The sequence below is a fragment of the Paenibacillus sp. Root444D2 genome (genome assembly GCF_001426375.1).
Classification (GTDB): domain Bacteria; phylum Bacillota; class Bacilli; order Paenibacillales; family NBRC-103111; genus Paenibacillus_E.
Window position 1 is genome coordinate 119,642 of sequence record NZ_LMEO01000006.1, and the last position, 17,250, is coordinate 136,891.

Below are 17,250 nucleotides of genomic sequence, written 5' to 3' on the forward strand. Positions count from 1 at the left end.
TTGGTTGAGGATATATAAACTAAATTAAACAATCAAAGGAGTTAATATCATGATCAGATTGTGTGATTACCAAGAAAAAGAAGTTATCTATCAAATTATCAATGATGCAGCTCAAGCATACGAAGGAGTTATTCCTTCTGATTTGTATCATGTACCATACATGACCATGGAAGAATTAAATCATGAAATGAATGAAGGAATTATGTTTTGGGGGCTAGAGGAAAACAATGAATTACTTGGAGTCATGGGAATACAAGATAAAGGGGAAGTATCATTAATCAGACATGCTTATGTTAAAACGAGTCAACGTAAAGGTGGTATAGGGACCCAGCTTCTGTATCATTTAATTAGTTTAACAGATAAACCAATATTAATCGGGACTTGGAAATCGGCTGAATGGGCAATTCATTTTTATCTAAAGAATGGATTTAAGTTAATTTCACATGAAGAGAAGCGGGAATTACTACATAGATTTTGGAATATATCTGAAAGACAAATCGAGACATCAGTAGTTCTATGTGATAGTAAATGGAATTATAGTGAGTCATCGTAATGAAAGTCTAGTAACACTGTTACCCCGATACGGGCATACGCCTCCTGGTCTACCGAGGCATTCCGAGGAAGTGAACCAGGGAGTTTACCAAACAAGGAAAAGGAGGTAGTCCAAAATGAAACTAGGAATGCCAACTTTAATAGAATTTAAAACACTTGAACAGAATGTTGACCTATGTAAAGAATTAGGTCTTGATTTCATTGAACTAAATATGAATCTTCCGATATGTCTGCCCGAGAATTTAAGCTATCAAGAAATAAGGCAAATGAAGAACGAATATGGCATCGAATTTACAGAGATGTAAGGAAACAATTGAATGGGCTGGTAGGGCAGGGATACAAACTCTGAATATGCATTTAAATAATGGCATTTACTTTACGCTACCCCATGAGAGAATGTGGATTAATGAACAATACGAATCTGAATTTAATAAATTACTCTTTGAATCATATTCTCAACTCTACCAGCTTGCTGATTCTTTAGATGTTATTTTGTCAATTGAAAATACATGTAACTTTCATATTCCATTCATCAGTAGGGCTCTTGAGATGCTAAGGAAGTTCGAAAACTTTTCTCTCACATGGGATGTAGGACATGATGCTAAAGTTCACTTTAAGGAAGAGACTGTATTCCGCGAATATACGGATCGTATTAAGCATATGCATCTCCATGATTGCGATGATAAATCAGACCATCAGCCCTTATATAGCGGTTATGTCCCGATTAAAGATCGACTTCATTTTGCCGAAAATTATGGTTTGTCCGTTGTGATTGAAGTGAAGACTAGTACATCTTTAAGAGAATCAGTAGAACAAATCAAGAAAAATTATAAGTGAAGAGGTATCCTGAAACCAACCCTCAAATACATCGTATAACATCAAAATGGCTTAAATTATGTTGTCAATTTCCTTATGGAAAACAAATAGGAGGTAAGTAGGTAATGAATGCACATGAGATTGATTATCGTATTTTAGGAAATGAAATGCAGTATGTGGAAATTGAGTTGGATCCGGGTGAAAGTGTCGTAGCAGAAGCCGGTAGCATGATGATGATGGATCAAAACATCCAGATGGAGACTGTCTTTGGAGACGGCAGCAGTGATAATAAAGGGTTCATGGGCAAGCTGCTTGGTGCTGGTAAACGATTATTAACGGGTGAAAGTTTATTCATGACGGTTTTTACGAATCACAGTTCGCACGGGAAAGAACAGGTTAATTTTGCTGCACCGTATCCTGGGAAAATCATAGCGATGGATTTACAAGATCTCGGTGGTAAGTTGATTTGTCAAAAGGATTCCTTCCTATGCGCAGCGAAAGGTGTTTCGGTAGGCATTGCTTTTCAGCGTAAGCTAGGGGCTGGTTTCTTCGGTGGCGAGGGCTTTATCATGCAGAAGATTGAAGGTGACGGTTTGGCTTTTGTTCATGCAGGTGGGTCCATCTGTGAACGTGTCCTTCGTCCAGGAGAAATGCTTCGAGTGGATACGGGGTGTCTCGTGGCTATGACACAAGAGGTTGATTATGATATTGAGATGGTCAAAGGCGTTAAAACGGCGTTATTCGGCGGCGAAGGCTTATTCTTCGCTACGTTACGCGGACCTGGTCGCGTCTGGATTCAATCCTTGCCGTTCAGCAGGCTGGCGGACCGTTTGGCTTCAGCATCAAGAGCGGGAGGAAGGAAAGAAGAGGGAAGTATCCTAGGTGGTCTTGGTAATTTGCTTGATGGAGATGGAAGATAAGGATCGCTCAAATGACGTATAATAATTAAGAAAGCCCGGAAGCGAATTGTACCATTCGCACCGGGCTTTTCCTATGTTCTTACTTGGCTCCACCTTCTGCAAGGATGGTTTCCCAGATTGCGCCTTTGCCATAAAGCTCTTTGTTCACTTTATCCCAACCGCCGAGGTATTCAATGTTGAATAAACCAGCAGGCGTAGTATAGTTTTTCTCGTATTTCTTAGCAACCTCAGGTAGAACGGAACGGAAGCCCTTTTCTGCGAATACGGTTTGTGCTTCAGGTGTATATAAGAAGTCTAGGAACGCTTGCGCTACTTCACGATTACCATGTTTGTCTACGTATTTATCAATAAGGGCAACTGGATTCTCAATGGATGTCGTGTATTGTGGAATGACTTCTACATACTTTTTACCGGATTGAATACGAGCTAGAAGCTCATTTTCATAAGTTACGATCGCATCGCCAACACCTTTATCGAAGGTAGTAAGGGAATCTGCTCCACTTTTATCCAATACTTTGATGTTTTTGTATACTTTACTTACAAGATCTTTGGCAGCGGCAGGGTCTTTTTTGCCTGCAGCTTCGGAAGCTTTCAGGCCTGCGCCGTAGATGGCATTGATATCCCATTTGGCTCCGCCGGAAGTGCTCGGATTAGGAATCAGAACTTCAACACCCGGTTTCGTCAAATCAGCCCAGTCTTTAATTCCTTTGGGATTCCCTTCACGAACACCAATTGCTGCAATTGAAGCTGTGATATTACCTTTGTAAGGATTGTTTTTCCAGTCGTGCGTAATTAAACCTTTTTCAGCGATCTTTTGAATATCACCTTCCAAAGACAGTGGAGCGATATCAGCCTCAAAACCTTGGATAATGGCAGTAGCTTGCGCTCCAGAAGCCACATAAGATTCTTGGAATTCTACAGTTTGACCAGTTTTCTTTTTCCATTGATCTTTAAATTTTGGAATAATGAGATCGAAGGATTCTTTGACGACCGAATAAGCTCCAAGTGTAATTGTCACTTTGCCACCTTCAGCTTTTGGAGCAGCGCTTACAGCGGCTGTAGCTGCAGCTGTTGTCGCAGCAGATGGAGCAGGTGAGCTTGCAGACTTTGTCCCTGATCCGCAAGCTGTTAGGGCGATACTTGCTGTGAATAGTGTTGCTGTGATTAAGCCAAGCGTTTTGAAATTTTTCATGGTTTACAACTCCCCTTCTAATGTATACACAAATTTTTATATAAAAACAGGCAGTGGATCTTGTTTAGCCTGATTCTCAATTAACTTATTGTCGGTCTTCGTAAATACGGAGATATGATGGATGAGGATATTTACCTCATCTCCAGGTTGATAAATCTTTTCCTTCACGGACTGATAAGCAAATAGCTTGATAGCCCCTGTATCAATTTCCAAATACCAGGAATCTCCACGGAAATGAGCATGTGTTACTTTCCCTTTTTCCCCAGCTGTAGCGAGATGAGACACGTCATGGGGGCGAACTTCAATGGATTCGGGTCGAATCAACACATTCACATCGGGAAGCCATTTACCATCATTCTGCAATTCTTCTAAGTAAGGAAACCCGATTAGTGGGGTATATTGAGAAATGATGTTGGATTCTCCAATAAATGAGGCCACAAAAGAGGAAGCAGGCTTCGTGTAAATCTCCCAAGGACTTCCTTGCTGCTCAATTTTTCCGCCTTGAACAAGAATGATTTCGTCCGCAACCTCAATGGCTTCATCCTGATCATGAGTGACGAACAGGGTTGTTACTTTAAATTCATCGATGAGGTTTCTGAGCCAAACGCGCAGCTCTTTACGAATTTTAGCATCAATGGCTGCAAAAGGTTCATCAAGCAAGAGCAGTTGAGGTTCAGGTGCTAATGCTCTTGCAAAGGCAACCCGTTGGCGTTGACCGCCAGAGAGTTGATGAGGGTATTTACGCTCACTACCGGCAAGCCCCATCAAACCTAGTAGGTAAGTAACGCGATCTTGAATGAAATCCTTTGGCTTTTTCAGAACCTTTAAGCCATAGGCGACATTTTCAAATACGGTCATATGCTTGAAAAGGGCATAGCTTTGAAACACGAACCCAATTCCTCTTTCTTGAACCGGAAGATGAGTCGCCAGTTTCCCGTCGAAGTAAATATCGCCAGAGGTTGGGCTTTCTAATCCCGATAACATGCGAAGAATGGACGTTTTACCGCCTCCGCTTGGCCCGATCAAACCTACCAGATGACCTTTTGTAATGCTGAAATTAACGTCCTTGATGGCATGGAACTGCCCGAAATGTTTATTTAAATTTTTGACTTCGATATGCATGCTGGGGCTCCTCCTTAATGGCTTCTCAATTTTTCACTTCTTCTTTTCAACCATTCAAGTGCTAATAAAATAGAAATCGATATGAGACCTAGGACGAAAGCAACGCTGTTCGCTGCCACGAGGTGGAATTGTTCGGCATCTTGATAAACAAGGGTTGTAGCTGTTTGCGTTTGATTAATGATATTGCCAGACACGACTAGGATTGATCCAAACTCACCAAGTGCTCTTGCAATCGTGAGAATGAGACCATATAGCACGCCCCAACGAATACCTGGCCATGTAATTTGAATGAATGTACGCCAGGCGCCAGCTCCTAAAGTAGCGGAAGCTTCTTCCGACTGTGTACCAATCTCTTCAAGTAAAGGCACCACTTCACGTACCATCAGAGGGAATGTAATGAACATCGTTGCTAAGACCATGCCGGGCACAGCATAGACAATTTTCATATTATGATCTTCCATGAAGGTGCCAAACGTCGTATTTGGACCGAAAATCAAAATAACCATTAAACCAACAATGATTGGAGATACAGCAAATGGTAGATCAATAAGTGCATTGATGACAGGCTTCAACCAGCGAGAGATCCAAGAACCTCTGACAATTTCTAAGGAAACGTAAATGCCGACAATGGCATTAAGTATGGTTACAATCACTACTATAATTAAAGAAATTTTCATGGCATGCAGGGCTTCAGGTCGTACAAGAGCATCGAAAAAAGCTTGCGAGCCTTCTTCAAAAGCACCAAAGGTAATACCAAGAAAAGGCAACATAATAAGTAAGAAAATAACGAGAAACGAAATACTGATCAATACTTTTCTCATGCTAGGCGCCCCTTTCCGCGTGTCAGTACATTGATGATCCAGAGAATAAGGACGGACAATGTAAGAAGCACGAGAGAGATAGCGGCGGCGCCTTCGGGATTAAAATTCTGTGTTTCACCATATATATAGACCGATGCTACCATCGTTTTACCGGGCAAATTGCCTGATATAAGGGAGATGGCTCCAAATTCGGCAAGTGATCGAGAAAAGGCGAGCATGCTGCCGGCGATGATACCTGGGAAAATGGCTGGGAACACGATTCTACAGAAGGTATAAAATCTACCCGCACCAAGCGTAAAGCTGGCTTGTTCTTCTGCTGGATCGATTTGTTCAAGCAAGGGTTGAACAGTTCGAATAACAAAAGGAAAGGTAACAAATACAAGGCCAATAACGATAGCAGTTTGATTATAAAGCAGCTTAATTCCCAAATGATCGAGCCAGACACCTAGTGGACTTGAAGGTCCTAATAGGGTTAGGAACATTAAACCAGCTACTGAAGTCGGAAGCGAGAAGGGAAGATCTACCATGCTGTTTAAAATGCTTTTGCCGCGGAAGGTATAACGGACGAGGACATAAGCAATGATGGTACCCACAATCGCTTGAATAATAGTTGAGACAACGCTGAGCTTAATGGTTAGAACGATGGACTTCCAGGCTAATGGTCCTGTAACCTCTTTCCAAAATGGATCCCATCCCAATGAAAATCCCTTCAAATAGATGGAACCTATTGGGATGACAAGAAGTACAATCAAATAGCCGATAAGCACAGATCGAACCGTAGCTTTAAAAACCTTATTTCCCACATTACACCACCTAATTTTATTAATCATAGCTATTTACTCGGAATAATAAATTGACTATACCAACGATCGTTCTAATTTGTCAATACGCCTAAACTCATTTTTATGCAAGAAAGCTGAAAAATTTTTCTAACAAGTAAATTCACAAGGAATATAGCATGATATGCAGTACTAAAATACAGTTTTTGCAAACGATTTTCTGATGTTAAAAGACAAGCTTATTAATGAAGGAATATTTCAAAAGAAATAAACGTTGGCTTAAAATAACTATTTCTTAATGAAATAGTCTTTTAGAATGTAGAAAAAACTCATTGACGAAGCCTAAAACTGGTGATAGTATAGGAAACATATTAAAACCAAGTAATCGGGTATGAATTATTTAATTAAATAAAAGAGTCGACCAGATGACTGGAGACTCCCATTCTTGCTTAGCATTTTGAGGCATGAATCGGGAGTCTTTTCCGTTTTCTAACGCCACTTTACTTTATGCGAAGAAAGAGGGATTCACATGCTAGCTAATCGCACTTCATCATTAAAGGAATCTAAGTTTTGGCAGCCTTGGGTCATACCGATCCTCATTTTGCTTCTCTGGCAAGTTCTTGGATTATTTGGGTGGTTATCTGAGCGCATTCTACCTACGCCTTGGGAGGTTTTAACTGCTTTATACGGTGTAATTAAAGATGGAACTATTTTCGAATATGTAGCTGTGAGCACGAAGCGGGCTTTTCTTGGGTTCCTGATTGGCGGGAGCATTGCATTCGTCATTGGTTTGCTAAATGGGGTATTCCCAATAGCCGAACGATATATGGATTCTTCTGTCCAAATGGTTCGAACCATTCCCCACCTAGCGATGATTCCTCTCGTTATTATGTGGTTTGGTATAGGTGAGACATCAAAGCTGTTCCTCGTTTCATTGGGAGTTGCTTTCCCCATATACCTCAATACGTTTCATGGGATTCGATCCGTCGATCCAGGTTTAGTAGAAATGGGTAAAGTGTATGGCCTTAAAGGGTTTGCGTTATTTGCAAAAGTGATTTTACCAGGGGCATTAGCGAACATTTTACTTGGCATCCGATTTTCTTTAGGCATCATGTGGCTTAGTTTAATTGTAGCCGAAACGATAGCTGCGGATTCGGGGATTGGTTATATGGCAACGCATGCTAGAGAATTTATGCAAATGGATGTTGTTGTATTATGTGTGATCTTGTACGCCTTATTAGGGAAATTATCTGATTTAATAGCCAAGTATTTTGAAAATCGTTGGTTGAAGTGGCATCACAACTACTTGAATAAAGCCTAGAGAAGGGGGAAAAGTCATGAGCATGAAAAGCGGAGGCACTCAGCTGCACATTCGGAATGTAAGCAAAGCATTTGGTCAAACACATGTGTTATCTGGGATTGATTTATCGATTAAACAGGGAGAATTTGTAGCGATAGTAGGTCGCAGTGGTTGTGGTAAAAGTACGTTGCTTCGTTTAATTGCAGGACTCGATGAAGCTTCAAGCGGTGCCATCTTATTGGATGCTCAAGCGATTAATGGAATTCACGAAGATACGAGGGTACTGTTTCAGGAGCACAGGCTGCTGCCGTGGAAAAAAAATATCGATAACGTGCGGATTGGGGTTAAATCCGGAGACAAAGAAGTTGCCTTTCGAGCACTTCAGCAAGTTGGGCTTGAACATAAACGGGATGATTGGCCTGCTGTTCTCTCCGGTGGCCAAAGGCAGCGAGTAGCTTTGGCAAGAGCTTTGGCGGGTAATCTGCGATTACTGCTTTTAGATGAACCGTTAGGCGCTTTGGATGCTTTAACTCGGATTGAAATGCAGCAGCTTATTGAGCAGCTATGGTTGGAGAAGCAATTCACTGTCCTGTTGGTCACACATGATGTTAGTGAAGCTGTAGCTTTAGCTGACAGGGTCATCATTATCGAAGATGGGAAAATAGGTCTGGATTTAAAGATCTCGCTTTCTAGACCTAGAGAGCATGATAGTGGATTCGCTTATTATGAGAAGACCATTTTGGATAGGCTTCTTGTGAAGCAATCGTATGAGCAGCTAAAAATTGCGGCAGATGTCTTCTCGATTTAACGAATAGAAGAACGAAAATAAAGGAGGACATAGGAATGACTCAATTTGATTTGCAGTTCCAAGCGGATGTACTAATTATTGGTGGGGGACCTTCTGGCGCATGGGCAGCCATCACAGCGGCGAAAGAAGGAGCGAAAGTCATTCTGGTCGATAAAGGATATTGCGGAACGAGCGGTGCTACGGCACCATCTGGCACAGGCTTATGGTACGTGAATCCCAATGCGGATGAGCGTGAAGAAGCTATGAAGAGTAGAGAAGCACTTGGCGGTTACTTAGCTGATCGCGGTTGGATGAAGAAAGTCCTAGACCAAACGTATACCAATACGAATCAAATTGCTGCTTGGGGATATCCATTCCCGCTCGACGAAGCAGGCACTTCGCATCGGAAGAGCTTGCAAGGACCTGAATACATGAAGCTGATGCGCAAGCAAGTGCAGAAAGCGGGAGTCCGCATCCTGGACCACAGTCCAGCGCTTGAATTGCTAGCAGATGAGCATGGTGTGGCAGGGGCAACAGGGGTGAACAACCAAACGAATGATACGTGGCGTGTAGATGCGGCCTCAGTCGTGATTGCAACGGGCGGATGTGCTTTCCTTAGTAAGGCTCTGGGGACGAATGTTTTGACAGGTGATGGATACTTGCTCGCGGCTGAAGCGGGAGCTAACTTATCAGGCATGGAATTCTCAACCGCGTATTCGTTAGCACCGGCCTTTTCTCCTGTAACGAAGTCTGCCTTCTATACGTGGGCAACATTTTACTATGAAGATGGCAGCGTAATAGAAGGTGCGGGCTCGCAAAAAGGGCGTTCGGTGATTGCTCGTACGCTGCTGACGCAGCAAGTGTTCGCAAGAATCGATAAGGCAGATGATATCGTCAAAAAAGCGATGCGTCAGGCGCAGCCTAACTTCTTTCTATCATTCGATCGCCTAGGCATCGACCCTTTCACGCAAAAGTTTCCTGTCACACTACGGTTTGAAGGGACTGTTAGAGGCACTGGCGGTATCCATATCATTGACGAAACGTGTGCAACAGAAGTGCCTGGTCTTTATGCAGCAGGAGATGCAGCGACAAGAGAGCTAATCTGCGGTGGATTTACCGGCGGTGGAAGCCACAACGCAGCTTGGGCTATGTCCTCGGGCTATTTCTCAGGTGAAGCTTCGGCTAAATATGCGCTGAAACTAGGCGCAGGAGCTTCAAATAGGAAGGCTAAAGGATTATCCGAGGCTACAGGTGTACCTAAACAAGCAACGACAAGATCCGATGCACCTGATACGCAAGAAATTATCAAAGCGGTTCAAGCCGAAGTGTTTCCGTATGACCGCAATTGGTTCCGCACAGGAGAAGGTTTACAAGATTCGCTGGGACGCTTGAATCATCTCTGGCATGAGCTGAAGCAGGGCATTCAAGCTAGTGATGGGAATGTTGTTCGAGTTCGTGAAGCAGCTGCTATGACGGCAACAGCGAGATGGATGTACACCAGTGGTTTGGAGCGAAAGGAAACACGCGGCATGCATCGCCGGGAGGATTTCCCGCGAGTTGATCAAGACCAGCAGTACCGCATCATTAGCGGCGGTTTGGATACAACATGGGCAAAGCCATTGATTGAGCAATCCTTTTTAAGCGTCAAAAAGGAGGTTGTTGTGTAATGATTGAACTGCTCAGTAAGGATCGCTGCATTAGCTGCAATCAGTGTGTATCCGTATGCCCAACGAATGTATTCGAATCCGTAGCAGGAGAAATTCCGGTCATCGCCAGACAATCGGACTGCCAAAGCTGCTTCATGTGTGAGTTATACTGCCCAACGGATGCTCTTTACGTTTCTCCGGTTGCGGAACAAACGATAGCAGTCGACGAAGGGGAGTTAGTTCAAGAAGGTTTATTAGGAAGCTACAAAGAGAACATAGGCTGGGGGAAAGGCAGAGAATCGACAGCCTCCTCAGACGGTTCCTATATCATTTTCCAACGTATGCGTGCATCGCATTAATTCGCTTATTATCATTCCACATGACTATCAGGGGGTCCAAAGACATATGACACAGAGATCATTGAAATTTCTCAGTTCTGCTCTTATTTTAACTTTATTTACAGTATTTTTAGCGGCTTGCGGTGCAAATTCGACGAAAACAACGGCTCCCGCAGCAACGACGACAGCAGCATCAGAAGCAAAAATTACACTGCCTGAAACACTTCGTATCGGTTTTATTTCAGCGAACAACAATAAGACCATTACAGGACCGGAAGGCTGGGCGCAATCCAAAGGTTACTTGGAAAGCGAACTCAAAAAATACGGCGTTAAGGAGTTCAAATATTTCAACTTTCCGAATGGTCCTAACTTGAATGAGGCGATTACCGCGGGAACGCTGGATGTTGGCATTTATGGGGATACTCCCGCAATTAATGGGAAAGCTGCAGGTCTGAAGACGCGTTTGATTAATCAAACGCAAATCAATATGAATGCTTGGCTGGTAGCTAAAGCAGACGGTCCGAAGACCTTAGCTGATCTCAAAGGTAAAAAGGTCGCTACTTCCCAGGGCTCCTATATGAGTCGATATCTAACTAGCTTGCTTAAGGAGCAAGGGCTTGATAAAGACGTGAAGATCCTGCATTTATTACCTGCTGATGGCGAAGCTGCGCTATCCCGCGGTGACATTGCAGCCTATGCCTATCCAACTGGATTCGGGCCATTACTTCTGAAAAAAGGATATGTTGCTATTGATGAAGCGGCGAAACATCCGGTTCTACAAGGCTCAAGTCTAACGGTAGTTACGGAAGACTATCTGGCTAAAAACCCTCAATTTCCTAAACTTTGGAATGATCTTCGCACAAAAGCAGTGAAGGAAATTCGTGAGAACAGTGAAGAGTTTTTCAAATTCTATGCGGAAGCATCCGGCTATCCAGTGGACGTTGTGAAAGCCTCCTTTAAGATCGAGCAGTGGCCTGTTGAATCAAGCACACCGGATGGGTTAAAGCTAATAGAAGAAACGAAGAAATTTCTTGTGGAGCAAGGTTTGGCGAAGAAAGATTTTGTTATAACGGACTGGTTAGTGAAATAGGATTGACCAAGGAGGGATGAGGGTGAAAGAAGTTCCAATTTCCTATGTAAAGGCCAATCAAACGGGTATTGTTGTCTTTGTCTTGCTAGCATTTGCGTTTCAATGGACTTGGCTAGTTGCCTTGCTTTGGCTGATTCAATTGCTTGGCCTAGTAAGTGGTGGGAAATGGAATCTGTTCGTAGCGGTGTCTAAAGGGTTTCTATCTCGAAGCGGTATTGAAACACAAGCCGCAGAGTTGACAAGGTTTAACAATACTTTGGCTGTATTATTTCTTACTTTATCACTTGCATCTTTTGCCATCGGTTGGAGTATGGTGGGATATATCTTTACTGGCTTTTTACTCTTAGCTGCAGGTGCAGGCTTGCTGGGCTATTGTATCGGATGTACGATTTATTATCAGTATAAGCAATTCATCCTCAGACGAGAGTGAAGTGCGGTTAATGAAAGGTAAATATGGAAAGACTCTCACTAGAGCAAGGTGGGAGTCTTTTCTATCCACATAATAAAGTAAATAACTCAAATTAGGGCCAATTATAATTGCTGAGAATATGTTAAAAATAGGATTGACACCTCTAGTAGGTGATGCTAATATTGGTTTATACCTAATTCATACTAAACTTATCGGAATTATATGCGAACGCGAAAGGGAGTTAACATCATGGAGCATGCTATCACAATTCAAAGCGACGACGTCGAATTGGCCGCAACGTTACATTACCCGACAAATCAATCAGGAGCCGGGCAAGTTGATTGTCAACGTTGGCCGCTTATCATCATCTGTCATGGGTTTATTGGCAGCCGGATAGGGGTGGACCGTCTATTTGTGAAAGCAGCTCGTGAGTTTAGCTCGCAAGGATACTTGGTTCTCCGTTTCGATTACGGTGGTTGCGGTGAGAGTACTGGCGACTATGGAGCTGGCGGGCTGGATGTTCTGATTGAACAAACGCGAAGTGTTATTGATTATGCATCAACGATTGATTGTGTAGATCTCAGTCGTGTGATCTTGGTGGGTCATAGCTTAGGCGGTGCGGCTGCAGTTCTAACGGCAGCGAGAGATAATCGCGTGAAAACACTCGTGCTATGGTCAGCTGTCGCTCATCCACACAATGATATTGTAAGAATTGTAAGCAAATCTGAATACGAGAAACTTCCGTTAGGTGGAGCGATCGATCATCATGGTTATGTATTGACAAGTCAATTTTTTGATTCTTTATCTCAGCATCAGCCGTTTGAACAACTGCGTAAATTTAACGGCGATGTCCTCGTTATTCACGGTACTGCGGATGATATCATACCAGTCGATTATGCGCCATTATACCAGAAGATGTTCTGGATGCGATCAGAGGGCCAATGCGAACTCGAGCTTGTCTATCAAGCAGATCATACTTATTCAACAACAGGTTCTGCGAAAGAACTTTTTGAGAAAACAGGGAACTGGTTAACCTTTATTCAGAAGCAGAAAAGAGAATGGAACGATTGGACAATTTAATGGAATCGGAGGCAAGAGAATGGCGAAACCACTAGAGTTAGATGATGTTTGGGTGGATAGAATTAAACAAATGTTAAACGGGTTGGAATACGGTTCCGTTCAAATCGTCGTACATGATGGAAAAATTGCTCAAATCGATAAAACAGAGAGAAAACGATTCGACGCGTCATCTCAACCGCAATCCCAACTGCAAGCAGTAAAGTCAGTCAAACAAACGAGTAAAGGTTAGCAAATAACGGTTAAGTATATAAGTGATTTACAAGCCCTCTTTCTTCGGAAAGGGGGCTGTTTTCATGAAGCGGAAGCCGTATAATGATGAAGAACAGTTTGGAGCGAAATGGAAAGTTTATGGGGGGATCTTATGCAGAAGCAGCACTTTATATGGAAAGACTTTCAGCAGATTAATAACTATGTCTATGAATGGCTGCCTGATGAGACCACTGAAATAAAAGCAATTGTTCAAATTGCACATGGCATGTCCGAAACGGCCTTTAGGTACGAGAGGCTTGCTGCTTTATTAACGAGTCAAGGTTTTGCTGTCTATGCGAACGATCATTTGGGGCATGGACGAACAGCAGGTTCACCTGAAGCTGTAGGTAAATTTGGCAAAGATTGCTTTCATGGCATGGTTGAAAATATGGGAGAGATCACAAGTGAGATCCGTAAAAGGTATCCCAGTCATATTCCTATATTTGTGATGGGCCATAGTATGGGCTCGTTCTTAACACAGCATTACATGGTATCGTATATTAAAGAACATCCCGACAACGTTCAAGGTATCATTCTTTCAGGTACAAATGGCAAACAGGGTGCAGCTTTACATGCAGCAATCGCTATTGCAACAACAGAAGCAGCTATTCGTGGAGATCATCACCGGAGTAAGCTTGTTACATCTCTTTCATTTGGAGCTTTTAATAAAAAATTCGCACCGAACCGAACGCCATTCGATTGGTTAAGTAATGATGCAAGCGAAGTTGATAAGTATGTAGAAGATCCATATTGCGGAGTTACGTTTACATCGGGTTATTTCAGAGATTTCTTTAGAGGACTAAAGGAAATTCATCAAGCTAAGCATGTCCATCAAATCCGTAAAGATTTGCCTATATACGTATTTTCAGGTGAAGATGATCCGGTTGGTGGAGGTAAAGGGGTGCGCAGGCTGCTTAGCATGTACGAGGAACTTGGGCTTAAAAACGTTAGCAGCAAGCTCTATCCCCGCGGCAGACATGAAATGTTGAATGAAGTGAATCGGGATATAGTCATGGATGACATCGCAGAATGGCTGAATGAGCAGGTTGCATCTAGGGGTTAAAATCATGAAGTGAATAGAAGAGAAAAGGCTGCTCCTCTTTGTAGAGAAATCTATGATTGAGGGACAGCTTTTGCTTTTAAGTGAGTAATAAGGGGACTTATGCGTTTCTTTGGAGCTGCAGGCGAATGCCTTCGCGATCGATTTGAATCCAGTATTCTACGATTCGTTCGTTTTCGATGCGATATACGGCGCTAGCGATCTCAATGATGGTTTGGCCAGTTGGCGGGAAGCCGTCGACTTCTCCGATGTGAGTGCCGGTCTGTTTCCAGCGTACGTAAACACGATCATCCTGTGCAATAAGTTCTTGTACCTCCAGGTGGAAATCACCGTAGGCTGCGATCATTTCCCTAACGTGGTCAGCATAATTGGCTGGTGTTCGGCGGACGGTAGTTTCGTTTTCTGCGGTCATTTGATGAGCAAGCACCTGCTCGGCCATGTAGAGATTAGCTGTATCAGGCGCAAGACCTGAGCGAACTTTTTCAAAAAATTGGTGTACGATTGCTGATGGTAACGTGGTCATAGGGCACCTCTTCACAAAATTGATTCTATCCATATATTGTACATGAAAAGAAACCCCACTGACCAATTTCAGAGAGATTTTCGTATTTTTACTTTGAAATAAATATAACTTGCCTAATTAGAAACTTGCTTTTGATTACGATCGATTGTGGCAATACAGTGTGGAGCAAGTGTGGAATGGGGAGATAAAAACGTGAGTGGAGAACGAATAACTGGGCTTGACTTGGCGAGAGCAATTTCCATATTGGGAATGATGTTTGTCAATTATAAAATCTCAATGGGGGCAGAGGGCAGTGGCCCAGCATGGTTATCTTGGTTCGTTAGTTTATTCGAGGGAAGGGCATCTGCCGTTTTCGTAGTGTTAGCAGGGATCGGGTTTGCGATTTTTATATGTTCTCTGCAACAAGTTCCGCAATTCTAGTAATCCTAATATGCATTTATCTTGCAGAAAGCAAATATGCTCGCGGTATCGTCCAAGCGCTCATCGATACAGGACAGATGACCTTGACACATTATGTCATGCATGTCGTTGTGGGGCTAGGTATTCTTGAAATATTCGGTATTCTCGAAAATGGTTCTTTAACCTTCTCGATGCTATATGCTGTGGCCTATTTCGTTGCTGCACTTGTATTTTCTCTAATCTGGAGACGTACATTTAAGCATGGTCCTTTGGAATTGGTGATGCGGAAGTTCTAGAATAGAAAAAACAGCCTGGTTGCAGATCTTAAATGATCCGTAATCAGGCTGTTTTCGTAGCTGTTACTGGAGCAAACGGCGGAATTCCTCGGTCAGCAGCGGCACGACCTCGAACAGATCGCCGACGATGCCGTAGTCGGCGACTTTAAAGATCGGCGCCTCAGCATCTTTGTTAATCGCGATGATGACGCGCGAGGAGCTCATCCCGGCAAGATGCTGGATGGCGCCGCTAATGCCGCACGCGATGTAGATCTCAGGCGTCACGACCTTGCCGGTCTGGCCGATTTGCATCGCGTACTCGCAGTAGCCCGCGTCGCAGGCTCCGCGGGAAGCCCCAACAGCGCCGCCTAAGACGGCAGCCAGCTCTTCGAGCGGCTGGAAGCCATCGGCGCTGCGCACGCCCCGTCCGCCGGAGACAACGATCTTGGCTTCTGCCAAGTCGATGGTGCCGGATGTTTTCTTGACGACCTCCCGGATGATGCTGCGCAGGGAGGGAGCGGGGTAAGCCACATCGATGACCGATGCTTGACGACTCAAAGTGTCAGGCTCGGATGCTGCGATGTTGTTCGGTCTTATCGTGACGACCCATGTGCCATCCGGGTCGGTAAACGCTTTCTTTTCGACGGCTTTACCAGCATAAAGCGGTCGCGTGAACTGCACGCTATCTCCGCTGCGCGAGATAGCCGTTACGTCAGAGAGCTGGCCAGCTGCGAGCTTCGCCGCGGCCAGCGGTGCGAGATCTCGGCCAGCTGCCGTGTGGCCGAAGTAGAGCGCGCCTGGCTGGGCGATATCCGTGACAGCCAGCAAAGCGCTCAAATAGGCTTCCGAGCTGTAGCTCTCCAGCTGGTTGTCTTCGACAACATAGATGGTGTCTGCGCCATAAGCCGCAAGCTCACCAGCGAGCGCTTTGCTTCCTGCGCCGCCAATCAATACTGCGGCGATGGCATCACCATCAGCAGCGGAAAGCTGTGAAGCGCGTAACGCTTCAAAGGATACCTGTCGCAGCTTGCCGCCGCGTGCTTCTGCAACAACGAGAAATGTTTTGCTCATAAATGTAGCCTCCCCTTATTTAGATCACTTTGGATTCGCTGCGTAACGCTTGCACGAGTTCGGTAACTTGCTGCGGGAGGTCGCCCTTTAGAATACGGCCTGCCTTACGCTCAGGTGGTAGGGTCAATTCCGTGCGCTCTGTTTTGGCTACTGCAGAATCAGCGCCCTCAATATCATCAAGCGATAAGTGCTGGAATGGTTTTTTCTTTGCTTTCATAATCCCAGGAAGTGAAGGGTAACGCGGCTCGTTCAACCCTTGCTGTGCCGTGAACAGAGCAGGGAGAGGTACCTCGATCACTTCGATATCGCCTTCTGCATCGCGGTGGGCAACTGCTTTTCCTCCGGAAATTTCGAGCTTCGTAATAGAGGCTACATGAGGTAAGCCTAGGAGGGAAGAAAGTCGGATAGCGACTTGCCCGGCCCCATTGTCGACGGAGAAATTACCGCCTAATAGAAGATCGACAGACTGTCCACGCAAATAGTTGGCCAAAATTTCAGCGACTTCGAACTCATCTCCCTTAATGCGCTCATCGGAGATAAGAATGGCTTCATCAGCCCCCATCGCGAGAGCAGTACGTAGAGCTTCAGCGGTACGTTCGGGACCAACGGAGAGCAGGGTGACTTTGCCGCCCAGCTCATCTCGGATTTGAATCGCTTGCTCAACCGCATATTCATCGTAAGGATTGATGACGAACTTTACGCCATCCTCTTGAACGGCCCCGTTATGAAGGACGATTTTTTCCTCCGTATCAAACGTTTGCTTCAATAATACAAAAATGTCCATAGTCAAGCTCCTTCCTGAATATACATGTTATACAGAC

General features: G+C 44.2%; 22 protein-coding genes. 15 read left to right on the forward strand and 7 right to left on the reverse strand.

Annotated features, from left to right (window positions below; translation table 11 throughout):
• The first annotated feature begins 49 nt into the window (after positions 1-49).
• The 4 genes from ASD40_RS05910 to ASD40_RS05925 all read left to right on the forward strand — a co-directional run bounded on the left by ASD40_RS05910 (position 50) and on the right by ASD40_RS05925 (position 2,288).
• Positions 50-553, forward strand: coding sequence for a GNAT family N-acetyltransferase (locus ASD40_RS05910; RefSeq protein ID WP_057302403.1), 504 nt, complete (start codon positions 50-52; stop codon positions 551-553).
• Between the two features lie 115 nt (positions 554-668).
• Positions 669-857 (forward strand): hypothetical protein, encoded by a 189-nt coding sequence (locus tag ASD40_RS05915; RefSeq protein ID WP_057302404.1) that lies wholly within the window; start codon positions 669-671, stop codon positions 855-857.
• Positions 832-1,389, forward strand: a complete 558-nt coding sequence (locus tag ASD40_RS05920; RefSeq protein WP_057302405.1) for a sugar phosphate isomerase/epimerase family protein — start codon at positions 832-834, stop codon at positions 1,387-1,389. The genes ASD40_RS05915 and ASD40_RS05920 overlap by 26 nt, the downstream gene beginning before the upstream one ends.
• Positions 1,390-1,493: 104 nt before the next feature.
• Entirely contained in the window at positions 1,494-2,288 is a 795-nt protein-coding gene (locus ASD40_RS05925) for a TIGR00266 family protein (protein WP_057302406.1), read from the forward strand.
• A 79-nt stretch (positions 2,289-2,367) separates the two neighbouring features.
• On the opposite strand, the gene ASD40_RS05930 is transcribed toward ASD40_RS05925, so the two are convergent.
• From ASD40_RS05930 to cysT, 4 genes are read right to left on the reverse strand one after another with little or no spacing between them, the layout of a single operon-like run.
• On the reverse strand, positions 2,368-3,480 hold the full coding sequence (locus ASD40_RS05930; RefSeq protein ID WP_057302407.1) for a sulfate ABC transporter substrate-binding protein: 1,113 nt from the start codon (positions 3,478-3,480) through the stop codon (positions 2,368-2,370).
• Positions 3,481-3,516: 36 nt separating this feature from the next.
• Complete coding sequence (locus tag ASD40_RS05935; RefSeq protein ID WP_057302408.1) at positions 3,517-4,602, reverse strand: ABC transporter ATP-binding protein; 1,086 nt, start codon at positions 4,600-4,602, stop codon at positions 3,517-3,519.
• Between the two features lie 14 nt (positions 4,603-4,616).
• Positions 4,617-5,423: a sulfate ABC transporter permease subunit gene (locus ASD40_RS05940; RefSeq protein ID WP_057302409.1), complete on the reverse strand. Its 807-nt coding sequence runs from the start codon at positions 5,421-5,423 to the stop codon at positions 4,617-4,619.
• Complete coding sequence (gene cysT, locus ASD40_RS05945; protein WP_235549181.1) at positions 5,420-6,226, reverse strand: sulfate ABC transporter permease subunit CysT; 807 nt, start codon at positions 6,224-6,226, stop codon at positions 5,420-5,422. Before cysT ends, ASD40_RS05940 begins: the two co-directional genes overlap by 4 nt.
• 505 nt (positions 6,227-6,731) lie before the next feature.
• On the opposite strand from cysT, the gene ASD40_RS05950 reads away from it, so the two are divergent.
• The 9 genes from ASD40_RS05950 (at position 6,732) to ASD40_RS05990 (ending at position 14,164) form a co-directional block, all read left to right on the forward strand.
• Positions 6,732-7,523, forward strand: coding sequence for an ABC transporter permease subunit (locus tag ASD40_RS05950; protein ID WP_057302411.1), 792 nt, complete (start codon positions 6,732-6,734; stop codon positions 7,521-7,523).
• Between the two features lie 16 nt (positions 7,524-7,539).
• Positions 7,540-8,310, forward strand: coding sequence for an ATP-binding cassette domain-containing protein (locus ASD40_RS05955; protein WP_057302412.1), 771 nt, complete (start codon positions 7,540-7,542; stop codon positions 8,308-8,310).
• A gap of 35 nt (positions 8,311-8,345) precedes the next feature.
• Positions 8,346-9,956, forward strand: coding sequence for an FAD-dependent oxidoreductase (locus ASD40_RS05960; protein WP_057302413.1), 1,611 nt, complete (start codon positions 8,346-8,348; stop codon positions 9,954-9,956).
• The gene (locus ASD40_RS05965; RefSeq protein WP_057302414.1) at positions 9,956-10,294 is read left to right on the forward strand and encodes a 4Fe-4S binding protein; all 339 of its coding nucleotides are present in this window, start codon (positions 9,956-9,958) and stop codon (positions 10,292-10,294) included. Before ASD40_RS05960 ends, ASD40_RS05965 begins: the two co-directional genes overlap by 1 nt.
• 46 nt (positions 10,295-10,340) lie before the next feature.
• Positions 10,341-11,363, forward strand: a complete 1,023-nt coding sequence (locus tag ASD40_RS05970; RefSeq protein WP_057302415.1) for an ABC transporter substrate-binding protein — start codon at positions 10,341-10,343, stop codon at positions 11,361-11,363.
• A 22-nt stretch (positions 11,364-11,385) separates the two neighbouring features.
• Positions 11,386-11,793 (forward strand): DUF4395 domain-containing protein, encoded by a 408-nt coding sequence (locus ASD40_RS05975; protein ID WP_057302416.1) that lies wholly within the window; start codon positions 11,386-11,388, stop codon positions 11,791-11,793.
• Positions 11,794-12,021: 228 nt separating this feature from the next.
• Positions 12,022-12,852: an alpha/beta hydrolase family protein gene (locus ASD40_RS05980; RefSeq protein WP_057302417.1), complete on the forward strand. Its 831-nt coding sequence runs from the start codon at positions 12,022-12,024 to the stop codon at positions 12,850-12,852.
• 19 nt (positions 12,853-12,871) lie between these two features.
• A complete protein-coding gene (locus ASD40_RS05985; protein ID WP_057302418.1) occupies positions 12,872-13,081 on the forward strand; it encodes a YezD family protein in 210 nt (69 codons plus the stop codon).
• A gap of 132 nt (positions 13,082-13,213) precedes the next feature.
• On the forward strand, positions 13,214-14,164 hold the full coding sequence (locus tag ASD40_RS05990; RefSeq protein WP_057302419.1) for an alpha/beta fold hydrolase: 951 nt from the start codon (positions 13,214-13,216) through the stop codon (positions 14,162-14,164).
• 97 nt (positions 14,165-14,261) lie between these two features.
• Here the strand turns inward: ASD40_RS05990 and ASD40_RS05995 are convergent, their stop codons facing one another.
• Positions 14,262-14,684, reverse strand: coding sequence for an ester cyclase (locus ASD40_RS05995; protein WP_057302420.1), 423 nt, complete (start codon positions 14,682-14,684; stop codon positions 14,262-14,264).
• Between the two features lie 192 nt (positions 14,685-14,876).
• On the opposite strand from ASD40_RS05995, the gene ASD40_RS39215 reads away from it, so the two are divergent.
• Positions 14,877-15,104, forward strand: coding sequence for a heparan-alpha-glucosaminide N-acetyltransferase domain-containing protein (locus ASD40_RS39215; protein ID WP_327205278.1), 228 nt, complete (start codon positions 14,877-14,879; stop codon positions 15,102-15,104).
• Positions 15,074-15,379 carry a DUF418 domain-containing protein gene (locus tag ASD40_RS06000; RefSeq protein WP_057302421.1) on the forward strand — a complete coding sequence of 102 codons (306 nt, stop codon included), beginning with the start codon at positions 15,074-15,076 and terminating at the stop codon, positions 15,377-15,379. Before ASD40_RS39215 ends, ASD40_RS06000 begins: the two co-directional genes overlap by 31 nt.
• 63 nt (positions 15,380-15,442) lie before the next feature.
• Here ASD40_RS06000 and ASD40_RS06005 read toward each other — a convergent pair whose 3' ends face one another.
• Entirely contained in the window at positions 15,443-16,429 is a 987-nt protein-coding gene (locus ASD40_RS06005; RefSeq protein ID WP_057302422.1) for an electron transfer flavoprotein subunit alpha/FixB family protein, read from the reverse strand.
• 19 nt (positions 16,430-16,448) lie between these two features.
• Positions 16,449-17,213, reverse strand: a complete 765-nt coding sequence (locus ASD40_RS06010) for an electron transfer flavoprotein subunit beta/FixA family protein (protein WP_057302423.1) — start codon at positions 17,211-17,213, stop codon at positions 16,449-16,451.
• Positions 17,214-17,250 lie beyond the last annotated feature (37 nt).